We start from the raw sequence: 19,135 nt of genomic DNA on the forward strand, positions 1-19,135 counted from the left end.
GCCGAAGGCTGAAAGCAAAAAGCTGTTGCCCTGAAAAATAACTATGAGGGATTACAAAAAGTATGAAGTATGGAAAAAAGCACATGAACTTAATATGTTCATTTACCTAACAGTACTTCCAAAATTCCCTAAAAGTGAACAATATGATTTAATGAGTCAAACAAAACGAGCTTCATATTCAATTCCCTTAAATATAGTAGAAGGGTGCGGAAGAAATACAGAGCGTGATTTTGCTCATTTTTTAGATCAGTCGTTAGGTTCGGCACATGAACTTGAATATTGCTGTTTAATGTGCAAAGATCTCTCGTACATCACTGAAGATTTGTTTCAGCAAACAAATAAGTCAATAAACGAAGTTAAGGCAATGCTGATAGGCCTGATTAAAATACTTAGAAAATAAAGCTTTATGCCTTTAGCCTTTAGCTTTCAGCTTAAATGATATGAAACTATTTGACGTATATCCAATCAATCCAATAAATATAGTAAGAGGGCTGGGCAGCCTTGTTTATGATGCCCAGGATAATGAATATCTTGATATGTATGGCGGTCATGCCGTTATATCTATCGGCCATACCCATCCTCATTATGTAAAACGACTGGAAGATCAATTACATCAATTAGGGTTTTATTCAAACTCCATTGAGATCCCTATTCAAAAAGAGCTGGCGCAAAAATTGGGTAAGGTATCCGGTAAAGAAGATTACCAGTTATTTTTATGTAACTCAGGTGCAGAAGCTAATGAGAATGCTTTAAAACTGGCGTCTTTTTATAACGGTAAAAAGAAAGTTATCGCGTTTACAAAAGCCTTCCATGGCCGTACGTCGTTAGCTGTGGCCGTTACAGACAATCCCAAGATTGTTGCGCCCATCAACCAAACCGACAACGTAATCTTTTTACCATGGGCCGATGAAGCAGCTTTAGCGCAGGCTTTTGCCGATAACGAAATTTCATCTGTAATTATCGAAGGTATCCAGGGCGTTGGTGGTATCCAGGTAGCCCCTGAAAGCTTCCTGCAAAAGATCCGTTCGCTTTGTGACGAATATAATGCTGTTTTTATTGCCGACTCTGTACAATGCGGTTACGGACGTACCGGTAAATTCTTTTCACAGGATTTTGCAGGTGTTGATGCCGATATTTACAGTATGGCAAAAGGAATGGGTAATGGTTTCCCGGTTGGTGGTATCATTATCTCGCCAAAAATACAGCCTGCTTATGGCATGTTGGGCACCACTTTTGGTGGCAACCATTTGGCTTGTGCAGCTGGTTTAGCGGTGCTTGAGGTAATGGAGCAGGATAACCTGATGCAAAATGCTGCAACCGTTGGCGAATACCTGATAAAAGAGCTTAAAAAGCTGGAACAAGTTAAGGAAGTTAGGGGTCGTGGTTTGATGATAGGTATTGAATTGCCGGAAGAATTGGCGCATGCACGTAAAGAACTTTTATTTAAACATCATATTTTTACCGGTGAGGCCAAGCCAAATGTAGTAAGATTACTGCCGGCACTTAACCTGACTAAAGCACATGCCGATAGGTTCCTGGAAGCATTTGTAAATGTTTTAAATCAATAAGCTCTTTCTAAATCATCCCCTGTTGGCGGCGACTTTTAACTAAATATTAATTTGCAAAATCATTATTAAATAAGGCTCATGAAATTATTTTCTTCTGTAAATGATGTTACTGATATCAACGCACTTGTAAAAGAGGCATTGGCTCTTAAACAGAATCCTTATGCTCATCAGCAATTGGGTAAAAATAAAACACTGGCTTTAGTGTTTTTAAACCCAAGTTTGCGTACACGTATGAGTACTCAAAAAGCAGCGCTTAATTTGGGTATGAATGTGATGGTGCTTAATATAGATAAGGAAGGCTGGGCATTAGAGCTGCGCGACGGCGTGATCATGGACGGATCAACAGTAGAGCATATCCGTGAAGCTGCCGGTGTTATGGGACAATATGCAGACATTATAGGCGTGCGTTCATTCCCTGGCCTGCGCAACCGCGAGGAAGATTACAGCGAAATGATTTTTAACAAGTTTGTGGAGTTTTGCAAAGTACCGGTGGTGAGCCTGGAATCGGCCACCCGCCACCCCTTGCAAAGCTTAGCGGATTTAGTAACCATAACAGAATTAAAAACTACTGAGCGCCCAAAGGTTGTATTAACCTGGGCGCCTCATATAAAACCGTTGCCACAGGCGGTTCCTAATTCATTTGCTGAATGGATGTGTAAAGCCGATGTTGATTTTACTATAGTTCAACCTAAAGGATATGAGCTTTGTGCCGATTTTACACAAGGTGCCAAAATAACCTATGATCAGGACGAAGCTTTAGCTGGCGCTGATTTTATCTATGTCAAAAACTGGTCGGCATATGAGCCTTACGGTAATATACTGGGTAAAAATGAAGAGTGGATGCTAACTACCGAAAAGCTGAAGGCAACCAATGATGCCAAAGTAATGCATTGCCTGCCTGTACGCCGCAACCTGGAGTTATCAGATGAAATATTAGATGGCCCAAATTCAATTGTTGTACATGAAGCCGGAAACCGCGTTTGGGCTGCACAAGCTGTGTTAAAGCAGATGTTGGAAAGTTTGTAACTTGGATAGACTTATACAAGTCTTGTTTCTTGAATCTTATATCTTGACTCTTTTCTATGTATATTCCGTCTTTCAATAAATTCCCCAACCAGCAGGAAGCCATCAGCTTTATGCAACGGTATAGTTTTGCAACCATAGTTACGGCAGAAGATGATGTGCCGGTAGCCTCACACCTCCCCTTTTTGGTTGAGCTTCGCGGCGATAAAATAGTTTTGCTCTCGCATTTTGCAAAAGCAAATCCCCAGGCTGGTCAAATTATAGGTAAATCTATTTTGGTAATATTTACCGAGCCTCACGCCTATATATCACCCGCAAATTACGAGAAAGAAACCAACGTACCTACCTGGAATTATTTAGCAGTACACGCCTATGGCAAAGCAACACTGATACCAGAGGGTGAAGAAACAGCTACCCTGCTTAGCAAAATGATAAGCAACTACGAGCCGGGCTACCTTCAACAATGGAATAGTTTACCTGAAGAGTACAAACAAAAAATGATGAAAGGTATAGTAGCTTTTGAAATTGTTGTTGATGACCTGCAGGGCAAACAAAAGCTAAGTCAAAATCGCTCGGCTATAGAGAGAGATAATATCATTAATTCTTTAGATAAAAGTCAAGACACTAATGAGAGCGAGATCGCTAAATATATGTCAAAATTAAAATAGGCTTAACCTATAAATTTGGCGGACCTGTTAATCATGGCATTAAGCGTTAAACCCTGCACAATTACCGAAAATATCACAATAAAATAACTGCCGGATAATATCAAGTGGCGGTAAGGTGTATCGGGCAATGTTAAAGCCAGCGCAATGGAGATCCCTCCTCTTAGTCCGGCCCAGGTCATTACATTGATATTGCTATAGTTTACCTTTAAAGAGTGGCGCAAAAAGGTAAGCGGCAGCATAATGCTTAGCCAGCGCGCCAACAATATAAATACAATAGATATACTTCCCGTAACCCAATAATTATTTACAAATGGTAAGTTGATAAGCTGCAGGCCTATCATTACAAACAGGATGGTATTCAGCATTTCATCTACCAATTGCCAGAATTTCTCCAGCGACTCGTGTGATTTTTCTTTATTATCCTGGTTTATGGAGTGGCTGCCGGCAAACAGGCCCGCGGTTACTATCGATAAAGGTATCGAGAAACTAAAAATGGTTGCCAATACCGATAAACCCATAACCAGCGCCAATGAAATTAATACGATGGTTTGAAAATCCTTAACCGATTTCATTAATCGCTGGGCAACGTAACCCAGGAATGCACCGGCCAATATCCCCCCCAAAACTTCTTTAACGATGAGCAACAAAACTTGTGATGCCTCGATATTGCTCTCTCCAACTTTTGTTATCTCCAAAATAATTACGAACAGGATCAGCCCTATACCATCATTAAACAACGATTCGCCCGAGATAATGGTTTCGAGGTGAGCCGGAAGTTTGGAGTTTTTTATGATCGCCGATACCGCCACCGGATCTGTTGGTGAAACCAATGCCCCAAATAACAAGCAATACATAAGGGGCATATGAATATGAAAAAAAGGCGCCAGGAAATACAGAAGAAATCCGAAAACAGCAGTTGATATGATTACACCTAACGTACTTAATACAAATACAGGGCGCATCTCTTTTTTCAGCTTTTTACCATCAAGGTTAAAAGCGCTTGAAAAAAGCAGGAAACCCAACATAACATTAAGTACTACTTTGGAGAAATCGATATTCTTGGTAAGCGTAGTTAAATATTTGGCAGTATGAGGATCTAACTTATCAACAACCAATATAACTATCGAAACAATGGTTGCTATCAAAACGGTTCCAATAGTACCTGGAAGTTTAACAAAGCGCGCATTTATATACGAGAAAAAGGCACTTACAATAACCAACAAAGTAATTACAACAAACAGATCCATAGGCATTTAATAATTCAGTAAGAAAACAAACGCCATAATGTTTTAAAAAATAACGCCTTTTTACTTCGACTCGGGATCTGTCATGCGGGTTTCTAAATTAAAATACCGCACAATCAACCTGTTATCGCTGTTCTTGGTGAAATAATTAATAGCCCAACTAAAAAATACCGTTCCTTTATTGGTAAAACCGGCTAAGGACATTAAATGCACAAATCCCCAAAGTAGCCATGCAAAAAATCCCTGGAAATGAAGCCTCCCCAAATCGGCCACGGCCTTGTTACGGCCTATGGTAGCCAGCGAGCCCTTGTCTTTATATTTAAACGGAACAGTGGGTTCATTTTTTAAAATTCGAACCAGATTTTTGGAAAGCCATTCGCCTTGTTGCATAGCCGTTGGTGCTACACCCGGATGCCCGTTTGGCGTTTCGGGAGTGATCATGGCGGAAACATCACCTATGGCAAAAATATTGGCATAACCATTTACCTTGTTTATTTCATCTACCTGTATCCGGTTTCCCCTCACAATACTTTGTTCTGGCAAACCTGCAGGCACCTCACCCTTTACCCCGGCAGCCCATAAAACGTTGCGGGTGAGTATGGTAGTGCCATCGTCTATTTTAAGCAGCGCACCATCGTAACTCTCTACGTGTACGTTGTTAAAAATAGTTACATCCATATCCTTCAGGAACTTTTTGGCTTTGGCAGATGCCGCGGGCGAGAAAGCAGCAAGTAACTCCGCCTTACCTTCTACAAGGTAAACCTTCATGCTATGCTTTCTTAAACCATGGTAATCCTTCATCAGTATCAGCTGCCGCATTTCTGCCAGTGCACCAGAAAGCTCAACACCTGTGGGGCCTCCTCCTACTACTACAAAGGTCATTAGCGCCGCCTTTTCTTCCGGATCTTTGGTTATTAATGACATTTCCAGGTTTTGAAGAATCAGGCTGCGTAAGTTTAGCGCCTCGGGTATATTCTTCATGGGCATGGCAAAATGTTCAATTTCCTTATTGCCGAAAAAGTTGGTATTTGATCCGGTAGCTAAAACCAGGTAATCATAATATACAGTGCCCACATCAGTTGTAAGAGTATTGCTCTCAGGATGAATTTCCTGAACCTCAGTTAGCGCAAAACGAAAATTATCCTGTTTGGTAAAGATCCTGCGAATAGGGAAGCCGATAGAATCGGCAGCAATTGAACCTGCAGCAACCTGGTAAAGCAAAGGTTGAAAAGTATGGTAATTATGTTTATCCAGCAATAAAACATCTACTGGCGCATTTTTCAAATTTTTAGCTAATTCAAGTCCGCCAAATCCACCGCCAACAATTACTACACGGGGCTTGGCACTTTTCTTTTTATCCATAAGTAAATTTTACAACAAGTTTAATGCCTTAATTTCAAGTTTACTAATTATTTCATAATCAAATTGTAAACTTATAATACTGTAAGTAAATAATCATTTTTTAGTCATTTCAGTAAAAAATACACGATAATTTCCTATTTTTAACAGATTTCTATTTAAAATGGTAGTAAATTGGCAAAGCTGGTGTTAAATTAATGTGAAGAATGAACAAAAGTGTGACAGATCCTATAAAATCGACTAAAATAACAACTAAAGAAAGCCTGTATGTTATAAAAATAGGTGGAAACGTTATAGATAACTCAGAAAACCTATATCATTTTTTAAGGGATTTTGAAAAGTTAGATGGATTTAAAATATTGGTACACGGCGGCGGTAAAGTTGCTACCCAAGTCGCTGAGGATTTGGGCATTGAGGCTCGATTGGTTGATGGCCGGAGAATAACTGATATTGAAACGTTAAGAGTGGTAACCATGGTTTATGGCGGCCTGATTAATAAGAATATAGTAGCGCAGTTACAACGCTTTGGTAATAACGCCATAGGTTTAACCGGGGCCGATGGTAATTTTATACGTGCCAAAAAACGCCCGGTAAAAACTATAGATTATGGTTTTGTAGGAGATATCGACGAAAACTCCATCAATCCGGATAATATAAGCCGTTTGATGGAAGCAGGCTTTACCCCTGTTTTTTGCGCTATAACACATGATGGCGAAGGCCAGCTATTAAATACCAATGCCGATACAATAGCATCAGCGTTGGCGGTTAACCTATCATCATTATATGAAACAACCTTAATTTATTGTTTCGAAAAAAGGGGGGTTTTACAGGATATTGATGATGATGATTCGCTGATCAGGGAAATTAACCCTGCGCATTATGAAGAATTAAAAACACAACGGATTATACATAGTGGAATGTTGCCAAAACTGGATAATGCTTTCACCGCTATCGCATGCGGTGTACAGGCAGTTATCATTGGCAAAAGCGACGAATTAGGGAATTTAAAGAATAACAAACCATTTGGAACACGTTTAAGTAAAAACGCATGAATGCATCACAGCAAATAGCCATTTTAGGCTCTGGAAATATAGGGCTGTCATTAGCCAAAGGGTTGGTAAAAGCTGGTATCTGCAAGCCCCAGCAAATTACGCTTACGCGCAGAAATGTGGCAGCACTGGCAGAATATGCACAAGAAGGCTACGCTACAACTGATAACAACTTAAAAGCGGTTAAAAAATCAGATATCATCGTATTGGCCGTACTTCCACAACAACTTAACAAATTATTGGATGAAATAAGGCCATCTATAAAGCCCGAAAAACAGCTGTTGATATCTGTTATTTCGGGTGTGAGCTGTAATGATATTCGCCAGCAGCTTGATCTTAACGTACAGGTGATTCGCGCTATGCCAAATACAGCTATAGCCATTGGGCATTCCATGACTTGTATTGCTACTGATAACGGTACCAATAAAAACATCAACCTGGTTAAATCACTTTTTGATACAGTTGGTGTAAGCATCCAGATCAATGAGGAACTGATGACCTCAGCCACCGCGCTTTGCGCCTGCGGCATCGCTTTTTTCCTGCGCTCCATTCGCGCCGCATCACAGGGAGGTACCGAAATTGGTTTCCACGCGGGTGATGCCTTAAAAATGGCTGCTCAAACAGCCAAGGGTGCCGCCGACCTGCTGCTACAATTGTCATCACACCCCGAGCAGGAAATTGATAAAGTTACTTCGCCAAGCGGATGTACCATTGCAGGTTTAAATGAGATGGAACATAACGGTTTTAGCTCGGCAATGATAAAGGGTATTAAATTATCCGCCGAAAAAGCCGGTGATCTTTACAAGAAGGACGTTCATTGATTTTGATAACCAGGCTATCAATTTGATAACCCTCTTAAAATACTAACCAATTATAAAAACCTAATATTCAATTTCTTAAAAGTGCCTATACCAATGCTATCGCATTGGTATAGTTTTTAGCACATACACTTATACAGTGTTTATTTTTTAGCATGTTAACAGTAGAAAAAATCGGCGGCACATCAATGACCGCATTGGGCGATGTTATTAAAAACATCGTTCTGTTTGAACGCAGCGGGCAGCAATTGTACAACCGCATATTTGTAGTATCTGCATTTTCGGGAGTGACCAACCTCCTGTTGGAGAATAAGAAAACCGGTGCTCCGGGGGTTTATCACCGCCTGGCAACCTACAAGGATTTTCATAAGCCCTTAAATGCGCTTATTGTTAAGCTAAAACAGATCAATAAAAGTTATGAAAGCCTTGGCCTAAACATTGCCGAAGCCGATGCGTTTATTGAGCAACGCCTTAAAGATGCACAAACCTATCTTGAAAATATAGCTAATATCCTGGCATCGGGTTATGTAAATAAAGATGATATTTTACTGGCGGCACGGGAGATCCTGGCATCGATAGGCGAAAGTCATTCGGCTTTTAACTTTGCCAATATCTTGCAAAACATGGGTATCAATGCCACGTTTGTTGATTTAAGCGGTTTTCATGATCACCGGTCCTTTACCATAGATCAACGGATCAAAAAAGACTTACAAAACATCAATTTTGAGGATACAATCTCTATTGTAACAGGTTACGCCAAGGGCACAGAAGGTATTATGCGCGAGTTTGACCGCGGCTACTCTGAGGTTACCTTTAGCAAAATCGCTGTAGCCGTAAAACCGCAGGAAGCCATCATCCACAAAGAATATCATTTATGCACTGCCGATCCTAACCTGGTTGGTGTTGAAAATTGTTTTCCGGTGGGTAATACTAATTATGATGTAGCCGATCAATTAGCCGACGTAGGTATGGAAGCTATCCATCCAAAGGCATCAAAGCCATTGGAGATTAATGATATAGACCTGCGTATCAAAAACACTTTCCAGCCAGAGCACCCCGGCACACTGATAACCCGCGAATACATTTGCGATAAAAAGCGTGTTGAGGTAATTACAGGTACCGAAAGAGTGATGATGATAGATATTTACGACCCATCAATGGTGGGCAATGTAGGTACCGATTTCCATATCATGCAGCTGTTTTACAAATACGGCGTTAGCTATACTTTTAAGGCCACCAGTGCCAATAGTATCTCCATTGTGATATGGGATAAGGACTACAACAAAAAACTGATACAGGAACTGGAAGATGATTACGAAAAGGTAACCGTTGAGAAGATGGCCATGGTTTGCCTAATAGGCTCCAACATGGATCAGCCCGGCTTACTGGCCAAATCAGCAACAGCCTTAGCCAAGCATGGCATCAATATAAAAAGCTGTGGCTTTGCCCTGCGTAAAGTAAATATCCAATTCCTGGTAGCCCGTGAAGATTTTGCGGAAGCCATTAAAGCGCTAAATAAGGCAATGATATAGAAGGCTAAAGGTAAAAGGTGAAAGGCAAAAGGTTATTTTACACCCTCTAATTCCTTTCACCTTTCTCCTTCCACCTTTCTCCTTTCTCCTTTCACCCTTCACCTCTCACCTTGTTTGTAACTTTCCCGTGGCTAATTTTAATAAACCGGCTATTTTGAGCATATTTAATGCTTAACAAGGTTGACATGGGTAGAATTTTACTAATTATTTGTTTATCTGCAATCTGCTTTAATGCATCTGCCCAAAAGACCTCTAAAAAACCATTAGATCATTCTGTTTTCGATGGATGGCAAAGTATAAGCGATCAGCGCATCAGCAATGATGGTAAATGGGTTCTATATGTTATAAAACCGCAGGAAGGCGATGCCGAGCTGGTGATCACCAGCTCAAAAAATACCGGCAATGTTCATATCTCAAGGGCTGATACTGCACGTTTTACCAGCGATGGCAAATTCGCAGTGTTCCGCGTGAGGCCGTTTTATAAAGATACCCGCCAGGCTAAGATCAAGAAGAAAAAACAGGCAGAATTCCCCAAGGATACCCTGGGGTTTATCTCGCTTGCAACCAAAACCATTACAAAAATCCCCGCTGTGAGGAGTTTTAAAATTGCCGAGAATGCTGATGTTATCGCCTATCTCGCCGCAGGCGATACATTAAAAAAGCCTGCATCAAATGATACTTCAAAAAAAGCGATAAGTACAACCATTGCGCCGCCTACCCGCGAGGGGACTGACCTCACCGTAAAACAATTAACAGGCAACACAAACCGCACCTTTAAATATGTTACCGATTACCAGGTAAGTAAAAACGGTAAACTGGTAGCATTTGCTGTTACTGCTCCGTTAAAACAAAAGGAAACCATCTCGGGATTATATGTGTTTGACATTGATAAAAACACGGTTAAAGCCATCAGCACAGGCAGGGGCAATTATCATAGTATCACTATTGATGATGCCAGCCGGCAGGTAGCTTTTGCGGCAGAGAAAAATCCAGAGAAAGCCCTGGTGAAACCATTTAAACTATATTACTATAACTTAACCAGGGACAGCGCTACGGTGATTGCCGCTGAAGGCCTGGAAACTATGCCCGCCAAATGGGCGGTGAGCGGAGACGGAAAGGTTTATTTTAGTAAAAGCGGTGCTAATTTATTCTTCGGCACTGCCCCTATCCCTAAACCTGCGGATACCACCATTGTTGATTTTGAAGTGGCCAAACTTGATATCTGGAATTACAAGGACGATTATCTACAGCCGCAACAACTTAAAAACCTGCAAACCGAATTGAAGCGAAGTTACCTGGCAGTTATCCGTCCCGAAGATCCGGAATCTAAACAAGTGCAATTAGGCAGTAAGGCCATACAGGAAGTTTTTGTAGCCGAAAATAAAAACGCCCGGTATGTTTTAGGAGTAACCGATACCGGCGCACGTGTACAATCGCAATGGGAAGGCGATACCAAACAACAGGCCATTTTAATCGACACAAAAAGCGGCAATAAGAGATTGATCAGCTCGGGGGTAAAGGCCCGATACAGAATCTCCCCGGATGGCCGGTATGTAATCTGGTTCAATTTTAACGACCAGCAATGGTACAGTTATACCATCAGTACCGGTACCAAAACCAACCTTACAAAGTCAATCGGCACCAAACTGGGCGATGAATTGAATGATGTCCCCAATTATGCCTCTGATTATGGTTTGGCCGGATGGACAAAGGATGATAAAGCGGTACTGATATATGACAGGTATGATATCTGGAGCATTGACCCTGCGACTGGTGTTGCAACCAATTTCACAAATGGCATTGGTCGTAAAAACAAATTGATCATCAGGTATAACATGACCGATCCCGAGCAAAAATTCATTCCATCAAAACAGGTAATGTGGCTATTGGCCCAGGATGAGGAAACCAAACAATGGGGATATTTTGTAAAAACTCCCGAAAGCAAAAGTGCCCCCGAAAAGGTGAACATGGGTAAATTAAGCTATAACGATTTAACTCGTGCTAAAAATGCGGCCATTTACATTTACACTAAAAGCAATTATGAGCTGCCTCCCGATCTTTACGTATCAACAGATTTAAAAAAAGAGATAAAGCTAAGCGACATCAATCCTCAACAGGTCCAATACAACTGGGGTACGGCAGAGCTGGTTACGTGGGCTACTCCAAAGGGCTATAAATCAAAAGGCATTTTATATAAACCAGAGGATTTCGACCCGAATAAAAAGTACCCGATGATCGTTTACTTTTATGAAAAACTATCTGAGGGCCTTTATAATTATATAGCTCCCGCCCCAACCCCTTCGCGTTTACCTATTTCTTTTTTTGTGAGTAACGGGTATTTAGTTTTCGCACCGGATATCAGCTATGAAAACGGCCATCCAGGCGCGTCAGCCGTTGAATTTATTAACTCGGGTGTTGAATCATTAAAGAAAAACACGTGGGTTGATGGCGCTCATATTGGCCTCCAGGGACAAAGCTGGGGAGGTTACCAGGTGGCATACCTAATCACCCAAACCAATATGTACGCCGCAGCATGGGCAGGTGCACCAGTGGTAAACATGACATCAGCATATGGGGGCATCAGGTGGGAATCGGGCGTTAACCGGCAGTTCCAGTACGAAAAAACACAAAGCCGCATAGGTGCTACGCTTTGGGAAAAACCAGAACTGTATATTGAAAACTCACCACTGTTTCAGTTACCCAAAGTGCAAACCCCGGTAATGATTATGAGCAATGATGCCGATGGCGCCGTTCCGTGGTACCAGGGAATAGAAATGTTTACTGCCTTGCGTCGCCTCAATAAGCCTGTTTGGCTATTGCAATATAATGGCGAAGCCCATAACCTGGTACAACGCCAAAACCGTAAGGATATCACTATTCGCGAACAGCAGTTTTTTGATCACTATTTAAAAGGCGACCCTATGCCGGTTTGGATGGCTAAAGGTGTGCCTGCCGTGGATAAAGGAAAAGATTGGGGTTTTGAGTTAGTGAAATAGCATGACAGATAGGGTGTTGCATACAATTTTAACAAAAGCTATATAATGCAAAAAACAGGCTGATTTAGCCTGTTTTTTGCATTATATATTGTGGTGAATTATATCTCTCTGTTCAAATCCCATTTCTCCAGGTAATCGGCAACCCTGCGTACAAATGATCCGCCCAATGCACCATCAACTACACGGTGATCATAGGATAACGACAGGAACATCATATGCCTTATAGCGATAACATCACCCTCGGGAGTTTCAATTACGGCCGGCTTTTTCTTGATGGCGCCAACCGCCAGGATAGCTACCTGTGGCTGATTGATAATTGGCGTACCCATTACATTACCAAACGAACCAACATTTGTAATAGTAAAGGTTCCGTCTCTTACATCATCCGGTAATAGTTTCCCGATACGGGCCCTGTTTGCAAGATCATTAACCGCTTTGGTTATTCCAAGCAGGTTTAATTGGTCGGCCTTTTTTATTACAGGCACAATAAGGTTACCACTTGGCAAGGCAGTTGCCATGCTGATATTAATATTAGCTTTTTTTATGATCTGCGTACCATTTACCGTAATATTGATCATCGGGAAATCCTTGATCGCTTTAACAACAGCTTCAATAAATATCGGGGTAAATGTTATTTTTTCGCCCTCCCGCTTTTCAAAGCTGTTCTTTACCTTTTCGCGCCACAACACCAGGCTGGTTACATCAGCCTCAACAAAAGAGGTAACATGCGGCGAGGTTTGCTTACTCATTACCATATGATCGGCAATAAGGCGGCGCATCCTGTCCATTTCAATTATTTCATCACCACCCGAAACCGAAGTTGCCGGCAATGACTGGGCTATACCAGCTTTTTCTGTTACAGGTTCGGCAGCTTTTTGCAGCGTTGCAACTGGTGCCGGTTCATTTACAGGCAAAGTTTCCCTTTTGGGTTCAACAGAGCCATTGGCACTCATCCCGGGAGCGGCCTCTGCAGATCGTTCTGTATTTTTAGCTGTCGCAAATACATCTGGCTGTATCACAGTTTGCGCAGCAGGCGATTGCTTATGTTGAATATAACTTAACAGATCATCTTTAGTTAACCGGCCTTCCGAACCAGTTCCGGGTATACGATCAAGTTCATGCACGCTGATACCTTCCTGGCTGGCAATATTGCGTACCAGTGGCGAATAAAATCTGCCTTCGCTTTTGAACGTTTGCTCCTGGGCCGAAGTGCTTAATTGCTCCAACTGAGCAATACCCGGTATATCAATAGGTGTATTGGATTCTTGTTCTGGCGCTACAGCCTCTTGAACTTCAGCAACCGGAGTTACGGGAGCTTGCTCAGTTACTGTAACAGATGGTGCTAAAGAGGCTTCATGAACCGGCGGCGCAGGAGCTATTTCGGGCTCAAGGGCAGCTTCTTTTTCTTCAGTTTCTATAATTGCGATTACCGCACCTACCTGCACTACATCATCAACCTGGTAAAATTGTTGAACCAATTTACCAGATACCGGGGAGGGCACATCTGAATCAACTTTATCAGTTGCAATTTCCATTACTGCTTCGTCGGCATCAACATGATCTCCTGGGCTTTTATTCCATTTAATTACGGTTGCTTCCGCAACGCTTTCACCCATTTTTGGCAATAACAGTTGGTATTTGGCCATTTTTACAGTTTATACTTTTGCTCAAAATTATGAATTTTGAGCCTTAATCTGCAACTTCTGTTAGTAAAGTATTCAACATTGATAAAGCCATTACAGCACTCCGTTCAATGTTTTGTTGCCTTTTATTGCCGAATGTGTATTTCTTTATCAACATTTTACCCCTGCCCGAAACCGCAATCCACACTGTACCAACGGGTTTGTCAACAGTACCGCCATCCGGCCCAGCCACTCCTGTTACGGATATGGCAAAATCCGACTTGAAATTTAATAGGGCGCCGTCTACCATTTCTTTCGCGGTTTGTTCACTTACAGCCCCAAATTTTTCAATGGTTTGGTGTTTTACCCCCAATATATGTTCTTTTAACCCGTTGGAGTAAGTAACTCCGCCGCCCAAAAACACTTTTGACGAGCCTGGATGCTGTGTAAATAAATGCGAAATATATCCACCGGTGCAACTTTCGGCGATGGATAAGGTGAGACCTTTTTCGGTCATCTTATCCAGGATAGCTTTTTCTAAAGCGATATCTTTATCAACCACAAAAACAGCACCTATCCGTTCAATGATCTTACCGGCAAAAACATCAACTTGTTTTTGAAGTAATTCCTCGTCTTCGCCAAAAGCGCTTAAACGTAACCTTACCTGGCCCAATTTAGGCAGATAAGCCAATTTAATAAAATGCGGGAGTTCGTTTTCGATATCGGCTATCCGTTCGGCTAAAAATGATTCCCCCTCGCCCACTGTTAAAAGTGTTGTATGAATGATGGATGGCAGCTTAAAATTAGCCATTATTTTAGGTAACACCTCACCTTCCATCATGTACATCATCTCGAAGGGTACGCCGGGCATTGAAATATAAATAACACCTTCATGGTTAAACCACATACCCGGTGCTGTGCCGTTCTTGTTTAATATGATCTCGCAATTAGCAGGAACCTGCGCCTGTAGCCTGTTAACATCAAGTAAAGGGCGGTTGTATTTAGCAAATATGCGCTCCACGTTTTCAAGCGCCTCCTTGTTTTCAACAAAACCAACACCAAAATATTCGGCCAGTGTTTTCTTGGTGATATCATCCTTTGTTGGCCCTAAACCACCGGTAATAAATATAATTTTTGCACGTGTGGCAGCTTCGGCCAGGGCTTTCAGTATATGATCTTTATCGTCAGATACCGATGAAATTTGTTTAACCCTGATACCTATTTTATTCAACTCCCTGGCCATCCAGGCCGAGTTGGTATCAACAATTTGCCCAATAAGTATTTCGTCGCCTATGGTTATAATCTCTGCCAGCATATTTATTAATAAAAATTCCTGCTACTTGAATAATCGTTTCGTTTGCTCAGTTTTAAATCCTGTAAAATGGTTGATTTAACTTTTAAGGTAACATTATATGATTTTAAATAACCAAATGGCACCCATTGAAACGAAAGATCCCAGCAATGCAAATCGCGATAAATAGAAAATGATGTTGCGCTACTTAGTTTGGCTGCCTTAAAATCATAGTTAGTAGAGTACTGTATTTTCCATTTTTGCGTGATGCTTACATCACCGCTGATCATGAGCGTATTACTTGTTGATACCTGGTTAAGAAAATTACTATAGCTGTAGCTATAATTTAAGGAGATATTCCATGGCACATTAAAATCCACATAGGAGTTAGGATCGCTGTTAATCAACGCTAACCGTTGAGCTTGTTGCGCACCTATATTTTGCAAGGTGTTAACATTAGGCGTTCCCGGAGCTTTTGCCGAAGTGGAATTTAAACTGCCGCTCATAGAAATACTAAGTGCGTTTAATTGCGGAAACTGACCGTTAGACCATCGGTATTTATTAACAAGTGTACTAGTACGCACTATAGTATTATTTGAAATAGAATCACGAACGTTAACTACATAAGGGTTAAATGATCCGCTGAAACTAACATTCACCTTTTGTTTAAACAATGCGGTGTGACCAGAAAATTGAATATTTGACAGTTTAAGTGAGTCGGCAGCGAAGTTATAAAAGGTTGAAAAAGACAAGCCCTGCAGTAGCGTGATCTTCCTATCTGTACCTGATGTATCTGTACTTTTAGCTTTTAATTTGGCCTCAATGGTGTTATCCAATGCAAAGCTGATACCTGCCTGCTTACCGCTTGATGGGTAGCCGTAAACCCCGTTTTCAAAAATAGAGTATTTTTGATAGGTGTAAGGATAAGGGATACTTGCCGTACTTACCGCAGTTTTATAATATCCATAGCTTGGGTCCGAAAAATCGGGCGTATAACCAAACCCGAGGGATGGCGTCATTACGTGCCTGATAGCTTTTAAATTACCATGCTTAAAATTCATGGTTCCGTATAACTTGGTTGATAAACCGGTGCTCAGGCTATAATTACCGGCACGTTTAAACCCTTGCAAGGTATCAACAAGTAGCACATCTGAACTGGAAATACTGCCACGCTCAAATCTTTTGTTAACTGATTGAAAATACCAGCGTTCGGTATAATTTACACTACTGTTAAACTGAAAATATTTAAGCACATTTAAACCCAAACTTACCGGGATCTGGTGTTGAAAGCCATTTTGCAAACGCTTGGTAACGGTGCTTTTAAACAGCTCCGATTCGGGAATATCATTTACTTTATTGGTAGCGTTCAAGTTATAACTAACGGTTATTTTTTGATACCATTTTTGTTCTCCCACCCTATCTTTTGAATCGAACGGGTTGATTGACGACATACCAAAGGCTATTGTAGGTAACTCAATGGTGATTGTTTTACGGGCGATATCCTGGCTGTGTCCGATACCTACACTTAAGTTAAAAGGCGTACCGGCCCATGTTTTCCCGTAAGATATACTTGAACGCAAACTGCTTTGCGCGGCAGTCACTACGTTATAATTTGAGGTTGACGGGTTGCGGGAAAAATAACCCGAAGTACCTGCATTTACCGATGCGCTGAATGTTGAACCGGGATTGGCATTAGGATCCTGTGAATGAGTCCAGTCAATATGAATATCCTTCACCGGGGGATCGCCGGGTAACTGGTAGTTATGCGAGCCATAACTCAAAGATAAGTTACCAGTGTATTTATAGCGTACCAGGTACCTTGCAGTGGAGTTTACTTCATATGACCCTTTGGAGTAAATTGTACCCGTTGTGGTTAAATCCATATAATCGCTAAGGCCCAGGTAGTAACCAAAACCTGCCAGTTTAAAGCCCAGCTTGGCATCTTCGCCAAAAGTAGGTAATATAACTCCGGAGGTTCGCTGGTTGGGCTTCGGAAAAAAACCGAAGGGAATCGCCAAAGGCAGGGGTACTCCCTCTATCTCCAAGTAAGCCGGACCGGATATGATCTTATTTTTTTCGCCAATACCCTTGGTTATCACAATACCAAAGTGTGTATCGGGATAAGGCAAATCGCAGGTACTGAAAATTACATTGCGATAAGCAACCTCGGTTTCATTTAATTTTTTTGCCTGCCCGCCAGATATAAAGTTACCTTCCTGCTCTGATGCGGGATTATAAAGTTTTCCTTTTTTGGTTGTGTAATTAAATAACAACGAATCTGATGCTATGGGCTTTTCGTTTTTTGATTTGGATAATGGCCTGCCAACGTAACGCTTGGTGCGGGGATCAATACTCCCGCTTGCAAAAATCAGGTGATTTTTTTGATCAACCCTTATATAATCTGCATCCAGCTCAAAATCTTCATAGGTTACCCTGGCCCGGCCATACAGGTATAAAATATCATGCTCGTTGTCAACAACGGTTGAATCCTCGGCTACAGCCTTAACTTCTGATTGTATGCCTCCGCTTTTTTTAGTGGTATCATTTGCCGGCAACGCTCCTTTGCCTACTGGTGCAAGTTGCTTTCCATCTGCCTTTTTAATTTTAGGCGTATCTACTTTACGAACTGTATCACCCGCAGGGGTTATATTGAAGGTATTGTTTAAGCCCTGGCCGTCGGCATTTTGGGTTACCTTACTTTGCTTAGATTTCTTAACTTTAAGGAGTTTCCTATCTCTTGCCTTATTAGTGTCAAGTTTGATAATAGTATCTGCTACAGATTTGTGGCTATACCTGTTATATGTACCTTTGCTTTCAGCAACAAGTACATTTACCGTCAAAATAATTGCAAGCAGAAAAAAAAGAGATATGAATTTCAAAATTGATTATGAATAGTATTTTTGCAGATATAGTTAACAGCGTTCAAAAATAATGAAAAATAGGGCATTGAAAAGATTCATTTATAGTTTATCGGTTTTGCTGGCACTTGTTTCATGTTTTCCGGTTACATCTTATGGTTTTATAAAAGCAGATACTGTTATTAATAGCGGTTTTAAAATAAAAACTATTGTTATTGATGCGGGGCACGGTGGCAAACCTTCAAGCACAGAAGGTCATTTCTCTCATGGTGCATCCGGCTCTTTTTCTTCAGAAAGAAATGTAACGCTTGCCATTGCCTTAAAATTGCAAAATGCCATAGAAAAAGATATGACGGGGGTAAAAGCAGTTTTAACACGTACAACAGAAGATGATGTTTCTTTTGAAAGACGCGCGGAAATTGCCAACGAAAACAAAGGGAATATTTTCATATCCATACACTGCAATTCATTATCTGACAGGCGCGTAAGGGAACAGGTTGGCACCAAACATCATAAACCAGTTTACCGCACGGTTAGCTTACCAGACCGTTCTGGCAAAGGGGTTTTATTATTGGTGTACGGATTGCACCGTTCTAAAGAAGAAGAAAAGACGATTATACACAACCAGGTTGAAGAAGATTCTGGAATGGATGCCGGCTTAGACCCCGATGACCCTATCACCATCATTTTAACCAATGAGTATAAAAGAAAATTCAGGCAGCAAAGCATAAAGCTGGCCACGTTAATTAACAACGAGTTTGTGCAAACAGACGGCCGCCCAAGTGAAGGCTTAAGGGAGCAGGGTATATATGTGTTATGCCATACCGCAATGCCCTCGGTTTTAGTAGAAACCGGTTATATAAATAACCCTAAAGACGAAGAATACTTAAACTCGGAAGATGGACAAAATGAAATTGTAAGTTCAATAGTACGCGCTTTATTAAACTATAAAAACGAAGTTGAAAAGGTATCGCAATAATAAAAGCATTTACTTTGCGTTTTCTGCCAAACTTAAGTAGCAGGTTAAACGTATATTAAAAGTTAACAAATATTGCTCCTGGTACAAGCAAGTGCCCTCAAAGAATTTAAACAACATCACAATCTTAC

The 19,135-nt window shown here is 41.2% G+C and carries 14 protein-coding genes; 9 read left to right on the forward strand and 5 right to left on the reverse strand.

Features of this window, described 5'->3' with window-relative positions; genetic code table 11:
- Positions 1-43 precede the first annotated feature (43 nt).
- The 4 genes from AC1D0K_RS03875 to AC1D0K_RS03890 all read left to right on the forward strand — a co-directional run bounded on the left by AC1D0K_RS03875 (position 44) and on the right by AC1D0K_RS03890 (position 3,259).
- Entirely contained in the window at positions 44-400 is a 357-nt protein-coding gene (locus tag AC1D0K_RS03875; RefSeq protein ID WP_295715321.1) for a four helix bundle protein, read from the forward strand.
- A 40-nt stretch (positions 401-440) separates the two neighbouring features.
- Positions 441-1,568 (forward strand): aspartate aminotransferase family protein, encoded by a 1,128-nt coding sequence (locus tag AC1D0K_RS03880; protein WP_477442466.1) that lies wholly within the window; start codon positions 441-443, stop codon positions 1,566-1,568.
- A gap of 78 nt (positions 1,569-1,646) precedes the next feature.
- Positions 1,647-2,594, forward strand: coding sequence for an N-acetylornithine carbamoyltransferase (locus AC1D0K_RS03885; protein ID WP_295715324.1), 948 nt, complete (start codon positions 1,647-1,649; stop codon positions 2,592-2,594).
- Between the two features lie 56 nt (positions 2,595-2,650).
- Positions 2,651-3,259 (forward strand): FMN-binding negative transcriptional regulator, encoded by a 609-nt coding sequence (locus AC1D0K_RS03890; protein ID WP_477398728.1) that lies wholly within the window; start codon positions 2,651-2,653, stop codon positions 3,257-3,259.
- 2 nt (positions 3,260-3,261) lie between these two features.
- On the opposite strand, the gene AC1D0K_RS03895 is transcribed toward AC1D0K_RS03890, so the two are convergent.
- On the reverse strand, positions 3,262-4,506 hold the full coding sequence (locus AC1D0K_RS03895) for a cation:proton antiporter (protein WP_477398730.1): 1,245 nt from the start codon (positions 4,504-4,506) through the stop codon (positions 3,262-3,264).
- Positions 4,507-4,566: 60 nt separating this feature from the next.
- Positions 4,567-5,865, reverse strand: a complete 1,299-nt coding sequence (locus tag AC1D0K_RS03900; protein ID WP_295715331.1) for an NAD(P)/FAD-dependent oxidoreductase — start codon at positions 5,863-5,865, stop codon at positions 4,567-4,569.
- Between the two features lie 203 nt (positions 5,866-6,068).
- Here AC1D0K_RS03900 and argB point away from each other — a divergent pair, with 203 nt between their 5' ends.
- From argB to AC1D0K_RS03920, 4 genes are all read left to right on the forward strand, one after another.
- Positions 6,069-6,914, forward strand: coding sequence for an acetylglutamate kinase (argB, locus tag AC1D0K_RS03905; protein ID WP_477398733.1), 846 nt, complete (start codon positions 6,069-6,071; stop codon positions 6,912-6,914).
- Positions 6,911-7,732 (forward strand): pyrroline-5-carboxylate reductase, encoded by an 822-nt coding sequence (proC, locus tag AC1D0K_RS03910; protein ID WP_295715335.1) that lies wholly within the window; start codon positions 6,911-6,913, stop codon positions 7,730-7,732. The genes argB and proC overlap by 4 nt, the downstream gene beginning before the upstream one ends.
- 152 nt (positions 7,733-7,884) lie before the next feature.
- Positions 7,885-9,261 (forward strand): aspartate kinase, encoded by a 1,377-nt coding sequence (locus tag AC1D0K_RS03915; RefSeq protein WP_295715337.1) that lies wholly within the window; start codon positions 7,885-7,887, stop codon positions 9,259-9,261.
- 185 nt (positions 9,262-9,446) lie between these two features.
- Positions 9,447-12,257, forward strand: a complete 2,811-nt coding sequence (locus AC1D0K_RS03920; RefSeq protein ID WP_477442469.1) for a S9 family peptidase — start codon at positions 9,447-9,449, stop codon at positions 12,255-12,257.
- 98 nt (positions 12,258-12,355) lie between these two features.
- Here AC1D0K_RS03920 and AC1D0K_RS03925 read toward each other — a convergent pair whose 3' ends face one another.
- Genes AC1D0K_RS03925 through AC1D0K_RS03935 form a run of 3 tightly spaced genes read right to left on the reverse strand, consistent with a single transcriptional unit; the run spans position 12,356 to position 18,049 of the window.
- Complete coding sequence (locus AC1D0K_RS03925) at positions 12,356-13,903, reverse strand: dihydrolipoamide acetyltransferase family protein (RefSeq protein WP_477399351.1); 1,548 nt, start codon at positions 13,901-13,903, stop codon at positions 12,356-12,358.
- A 43-nt stretch (positions 13,904-13,946) separates the two neighbouring features.
- Positions 13,947-15,194: a competence/damage-inducible protein A gene (locus tag AC1D0K_RS03930; protein WP_477399353.1), complete on the reverse strand. Its 1,248-nt coding sequence runs from the start codon at positions 15,192-15,194 to the stop codon at positions 13,947-13,949.
- A 5-nt stretch (positions 15,195-15,199) separates the two neighbouring features.
- Positions 15,200-18,049, reverse strand: coding sequence for a putative LPS assembly protein LptD (locus AC1D0K_RS03935; RefSeq protein ID WP_477399355.1), 2,850 nt, complete (start codon positions 18,047-18,049; stop codon positions 15,200-15,202).
- A gap of 52 nt (positions 18,050-18,101) precedes the next feature.
- Between AC1D0K_RS03935 and AC1D0K_RS03940 the strand changes: the two genes are divergently transcribed.
- Complete coding sequence (locus tag AC1D0K_RS03940; protein ID WP_295715346.1) at positions 18,102-19,007, forward strand: N-acetylmuramoyl-L-alanine amidase family protein; 906 nt, start codon at positions 18,102-18,104, stop codon at positions 19,005-19,007.
- Positions 19,008-19,135: the final 128 nt, after the last annotated feature.

The sequence above is a fragment of the Mucilaginibacter sp. P1_A3 genome (assembly GCF_056406855.1).